The 5,688-nt window shown below is 65.4% G+C and carries 5 protein-coding genes; 2 read left to right on the top strand and 3 right to left on the bottom strand.

The genetic code is table 11. The features are described 5' to 3' along the window. Nucleotides 1–2,696 (top strand): Ti-type conjugative transfer relaxase TraA (traA, locus tag AX709_RS06170; RefSeq protein ID WP_066547939.1); only part of this gene is annotated, 2,696 nt, incomplete at its 5' end. Between the two features lie 35 nt (nt 2,697–2,731). After that, entirely contained in the window at nt 2,732–3,451 is a 720-nt protein-coding gene (locus tag AX709_RS06165) for a DUF6118 family protein (RefSeq protein ID WP_231635606.1), read from the top strand. Between the two features lie 3 nt (nt 3,452–3,454). On the opposite strand, the gene lgt is transcribed toward AX709_RS06165, so the two are convergent. The 3 genes from lgt to AX709_RS06150 are packed head-to-tail and all read right to left on the bottom strand — an operon-like array spanning nt 3,455 to nt 5,549. Further along, nucleotides 3,455–4,330, bottom strand: a complete 876-nt coding sequence (lgt, locus tag AX709_RS06160) for a prolipoprotein diacylglyceryl transferase (RefSeq protein ID WP_007016079.1) — start codon at nt 4,328–4,330, stop codon at nt 3,455–3,457. Between the two features lie 46 nt (nt 4,331–4,376). Then, entirely contained in the window at nt 4,377–4,763 is a 387-nt protein-coding gene (locus AX709_RS06155; RefSeq protein ID WP_004213269.1) for a rhodanese-like domain-containing protein, read from the bottom strand. Nucleotides 4,764–4,799: 36 nt separating this feature from the next. Further along, nucleotides 4,800–5,549: an MBL fold metallo-hydrolase gene (locus AX709_RS06150; protein WP_007016078.1), complete on the bottom strand. Its 750-nt coding sequence runs from the start codon at nt 5,547–5,549 to the stop codon at nt 4,800–4,802. Nucleotides 5,550–5,688: the final 139 nt, after the last annotated feature.

Genomic DNA, 5,688 nt, shown 5'->3' with positions numbered 1-5,688 from the left:
AGAAGCGCAAGGACGCGCAGCTTGCCCGCGAGGTGGAGTTCTCGATTCCGCGCGAAATGAACGAGAAGCAGGGCGTCGCGCTCGCGCGCGATTTCGTGAAGCAGCAGTTTGTCGATCGCGGGATGGTCGCGGACCTGAACGTGCATTGGGACAAGGCGAAGGACGGCACGCCGAAGCCGCACGCGCATGTCATGCTGGCGATGCGCGATGTGGGGCCGGAGGGGTTCGGGAAGAAGAATCGCGACTGGAACAGCACCGAGCTGTTGAAAGACTGGCGTGAGGCGTGGAGCGCGCATGTCAACGAGCGCATGGCCGAGTTGGGGCTTGAGGGTCGGATCGATCATCGCTCCTATGAGGAGCAGGGCATCGAGCTGGAGCCGCAGCACAAGATCGGCCCGGCAGCATCGCGGCGACCGGAGCAGGGGCTTGAGGCGGAGCGGATCGAGGATCACACGCGCATCGCGCGTGAGAACGGCGATCGGATTATCGCCAATCCCAATGTCGCGCTGGACGCCATCACCCGGCAGCAGGCCACGTTCACTACCCGCGACCTTGCGACGTTCGCGTTCAGGCATTCGGACGGCAAGGAGCAGTTCGACCAGGTGATGGCGGCGGTGCGCGCCAGTCCCGAGCTGGTGGCGCTGGGCAAGGACGGGCGTGACCAGGAGCGGTTCACGTCCCGCGATATGATCGCGACCGAAGCGCGGCTTGAGCGTGCTGGAGACGAGCTGGCGGCGCGGAGGGATCATGGTCTCCCGGCAGCGGTTCTCGACCGAGCGAGCGCCGTTGCCGGGAGTGAAGGGCTCGTGCTCGGGGACGAGCAGCAAGCCGCGCTGGAGCATATAACCGCGTCGAGCGGCATCGCCAATGTGGTCGGATATGCCGGCACCGGCAAATCCGCCATGTTGGGCATCGCGCGCGATGGATGGGAGCACGCAGGCTACACCGTTCGCGGCGCGGCGCTGTCCGGCATCGCGGCCGAAAATCTGGAGGGCGGATCGGGCATCCAGTCCCGGACCATCGCCAGTCTTGAACACGCATGGGGGCAGGGGCGCGACCAGCTTGGCCCCAAGGACGTGCTGGTGGTGGACGAGGCGGGCATGATCGGCACCCGCCAGATGGAGCGGGTGCTGTCTCATGTCCGTGATGCCGGCGCCAAGGTGGTGCTGGTGGGCGATCCCGAGCAGTTGCAGGCGATCGAAGCCGGCGCGGCGTTCCGGTCGATGGCCGAGCGGCATGGCGCGGCCGAGATCACCGAGGTTCGCCGGCAGCGTGACGACTGGCAGAAGGAGGCGACGCGTTCGCTCGCCACAGGCCGCACAGGCGCGGCGCTGCACGCCTATGAGAGCCGGGGCATGGTGCAGGCGGCCGACACGCGCGAGGGGGCGCGGGGCGAGCTGGTGGGTGGTTGGGATCGCCAGCGCCAGGCCGAGCCGGACAAGACCCGGATCATTCTCACCCACACCAACGCCGAGGTGCGCGCGCTCAACGAGGAGGCGCGCGGGCGGATGCGAGCGACCGGCGAGCTGGGCGCGGACGTGGGCGTAACCGTGGAGCGTGGCCGGCGCGACTTCGCGGCCGGCGACCGGATCATGTTCCTGCGCAATGAGCGCAGCATGGGCGTGAAGAACGGCACGCTGGGCACGCTGGAGCAGGTCAGCGAGCGCCGCATGGCGGTACGGCTCGATGACGGCAACCGCGTCGCGTTCGACCTCAAGGACTATGCGCATGTCGATCACGGCTATGCCGCCACCATCCACAAATCGCAGGGCGTGACCGTCGATCGCGCGCATGTGCTGGCGACGCCGGGGATGGACCGGCACGGTACCTATGTCGCCCTGTCCCGGCATCGCGACGGGGTGGCGTTCCACTATGGCCGCGACGACTTCACCGATCAGCGCCAGCTCGCCCGCGTCCTGTCGCGTGACCGCGCCAAGGATATGGCCGGCGACTATGCCGCGCCGTCCGACCAGGACCGGGCACGCGCCTTCGCCGAGCGGCGCGAGATCCGGTTCCCGGAACTCGCACGGGAGATCGCCGCCAAGGTGCGCGACAAGGCCAAGGGCATGTTCGACGGCTTCCGGCCCAAAGCGGTGCGAGAAACATCCATTTCGGATGTAAAGGCGCAGGCCGAGCCGGCGATCGGGGGCAAGCCCGACCAGGCCGGGGCGATCGAACGCTATGCGCGCGCCGCGGCCGATATAGGCCGGATGCGCGCCAAGGACTTGCCGGTGCTGCCGCATCAGGAGAGCGCATTGCGCAAGGCTGGCGAGGCGCTGGACGCGAACCGGCCCCATGCCGCGCGTGATCTCGCTTCCGCGCTCAGGCGCGATCCCAGTCTCATCGAGCAGGCCGCTGGCGGCAACACCGGAGGGGCCGTGCGCGCGATGGCCGAGGAGCAGCGCGTGCGGCTCGACCCGGAGGCGCGCGCGGGTCGCTTCGTGGAAGCCTGGAAGGCGATGCAGCGCGATCGTGCTGCCCTTGAGCGGGCGGGCGACCGCCCCGGCGCGGAGCGGATGCGCGGCAACATGGCGAAGGTCGCCGGTGCGATCGGCCGCGATCCGCAACTTGAATCCGCGCTGCGTCGCCGCGCGCCCGAGTTGGAGCTGAAACTGGAGAATGACCGCGCAATCGGGGATGCGCTGGCGAAATCGCTGGGGCCGGACCGCGAGCGCGACCGGGGATTGAGCCGGTAGGCATTCGTGCTTTCGGGTATGAAAAGGAAGCAGGATTGAGCAAGGACGAGCACGAACCCGAGACAGCCCAGGAGGCCTTCGCGCGGGTGGAGGGTGAGCTGGCGCTGCTACGCCGCGCCGTCGAGCGCATGGCGGTCGAGCGCGCCGAACTTCCCGAGCAGCCCGACTATAGCGAGACGCTGGCGGGCATGGTGCAGAAGATCGACGCCACCTTGCAGCGCGCCGACGCGCTGGTGACGGCAGCCAGGGACGGAGCAACGCCGCGTCACGTTGTTGACCGGATCGTAGCGGCAGGCGGTGACGCCCGCGCCGAGGACCGGCGGACGATCGCGACCGCAGCCGCAGAGCTGAAGGATGCAACTCGGGCGCTTCAGGGCGTCACCGCATCGGCGCGGCGGGGCTACGAGCAGAACCGCTGGTTGATGTGGACGGCGATCGGCGGAGTGGTGCTCGGCATGGTGCTTTGGGCGGCGTTCGCCGGCGTCGTCGCGCGTGCCGTGCCGGCGAGCTGGCAATGGCCGGAAAAGATGGCGGCGCGAGCGCTCGACCTGTCAATGTGGGAAGGCGGGCAGCGGATGATGCAGGCCGCCTCGCCCACCGCGTTCCGCGCGATCATAGCGGCCGACAGGATGGTGTTGGCCAATCGCGAAACGATCGAAGGGTGCAGCAAGGCCGCAGCCCGAACGCGCGAGACGGTGCGATGCACAATCAAAGTTGGTGCTAGCCTTGAGGAGCAGCAGGATAGCGACCGCTAGTTCCTATTCACTGCAACTCGATTTTGGCATGATTGCTGGCTCACTTTTTACTGATTTGCCCTGCTGGTTGCGCGAGCCGGCGCGCCAAGCTGCGACTATCAAATAGATACCTGCGGCAATCATCGGCACGGTGAGCCACTGACCCATATGAAGCCCTGTTCTGGCTGTGAAGCCGACAAGCTGGGCATCCGGCTCCCGGAAGAATTCGACAATGAAGCGAGCGAGCCCATAGCCAAGAAGGAACACGCCGACGAGCATGCCAGGGCGACGTCGGGCGTTGGTAAACCAGAAAAGGCACGCGAGCACGGCAAACAAGACCAGTCCTTCCAGCCCGGCTTCGTAGAGCTGGCTCGGGTGACGCGCGAGGCCATCGCGACTTCCGGGGAACACAATCGCCCAAGGCACATCGGTGGGCTTTCCCCAAAGCTCACCATTCACGAAATTAGCGAGGCGGCCGAAGAACAGGCCGATCGGCACGGTGCAGGCGACATAATCATGGACCCGCAGCCATTCGAGGCCGTGTCGTCGCGCGAACAGGATCAGCGCGAGCGAGACGCCAGCTGCACCCCCGTGGAACGACATGCCGCCGTCCCACAGCTTGAGGATTTGCAGGGGGTCGAAGATCATCTCAGGACCGTAAAAGATCACATAGCCGAGACGGCCACCGAGGATAACGCCCAACGTCGCGTAGAACACGAGATCGTCGGCTTGTGCGCGGTTCATCGGGGCCGCTGGTTGGGCCAGCAGCCGCAGCAGATACCACCACCCGGCAATGATGCCGGCGATATAGGCCAGCGAGTACCAGCGGATGTCGAGCGGGCCTATGGAGATGGCTATCGGGCTCAATCCGAGGCTGGCGAATGCGATATGGCTATCCAAGGATTGTATCCTGCCTGCGAGAAGCGGCGCTCGAGCGCGCCATGGGTTATTCCGGTGCGATTGAAGCGCCGGCATCCTTGAGCGCCGCAAACCCGCCGGGGACGTGGGCGACATTCTCCACGCCCATCTCCTTGAGTGATTTTGCGGCCAGCGCCGAGCGGGCGCCGGACCCACAATAGAGCACCAACCGCGATCCACTGGCGAGTTTGGCATTGTGGGTGGGGCTTTCAGGATCGACCTGGAATTCCAGAAGGCCACGCGGGACATGCACCGCACCAGCCACCAGCCCCGATTTTGCGACTTCCCCTGGCTCGCGGATGTCAACGAACTGGACCTTGGGATTGCCGACAAGTTTGGCTGCATCGTCAGGCGCGATAGTTTCGACAATCGCATTCGCTTCGGAAACCAGTTGTTTCGAGGTGCGTGTTGGCATCGACTTTCTCCTGTAAATGAACCTGTATCGGATGGCTCAGCCCTGCTCGGACTTGCCGCCTATCTGGCGCAGCATTTCCGGCAAATCTGTCGGGCAATCACCGCAAAGCTTGTTTGCCGGAACGGCAACGTCGATCTTCTTTGGGTAGGGAAGATCGAGAGCGGCCATGATCGCGACGAATTCCTGAACGGTCTTGCCCGCAAGGCGCGGGTTCCGTTCACGCTCCTGCGCCACTGTCGTGATGTGGCGATGATTGTAGTCGTGAGCCGGGTAGATCAGACCATCGCCCGGCAGCGTGAAAATCTTCTGCGTGACGGAGTGATAAAGGGTGGCGGCGTCACCGTTTTGGAAGTCGGTGCGGCCACAGCCGTCGATTAGCAGGGCGTCGCCGGTGAAGGCGCGAAGACCATCGGGCTGCTCAACCAGGTAGGTATGGTGGGCGTCGGTGTGCCCCGGAGTAAACAGCGGCTGAAGCTTGAGCGCGCCGACAGTCAAAGGCTGGTCCTCGGCGACCCCCACGTCAGCACAGGGAAGGCCGTCCATGGCGGGGTACGCGATCTTGGAGCCGGTAAGGCTGCGCAGATAGCAGGCCGATGTGACGTGGTCCGCATGCACATGCGTCTCCAACGTATAAGCCAGTTCGAGATCCAGTTCCTGAAGCGCGGCAAGGTCGCGTTCGATCGTTTCGAGGACAGGATCGATCAGGACGGCTTTGCGCGTCTCCGGGCAACCGAGGAGGTAGGTGTAGGTCGAGGACTCCGGCTCGAACAACTGACGAAAGATCATGATCGGTCTCCAATGGTGTCTAGCCGCCGATCCCGCCCAGGCTGCGGAACAGCATGTAGGCGGCCACGGCCAGCAGGACGAAAGCGAAGATGCGGGTGAGCAAGCCCTTATGATCGGCGAGCCGGATGGCGGTTTGCAT

The organism is Sphingomonas sp. CCH15-F11, assembly GCF_001557005.1.
Classification (GTDB): Bacteria; Pseudomonadota; Alphaproteobacteria; order Sphingomonadales; family Sphingomonadaceae; genus Sphingomonas.
This window is presented reverse-complemented; position numbering and strand designations above follow the sequence as displayed.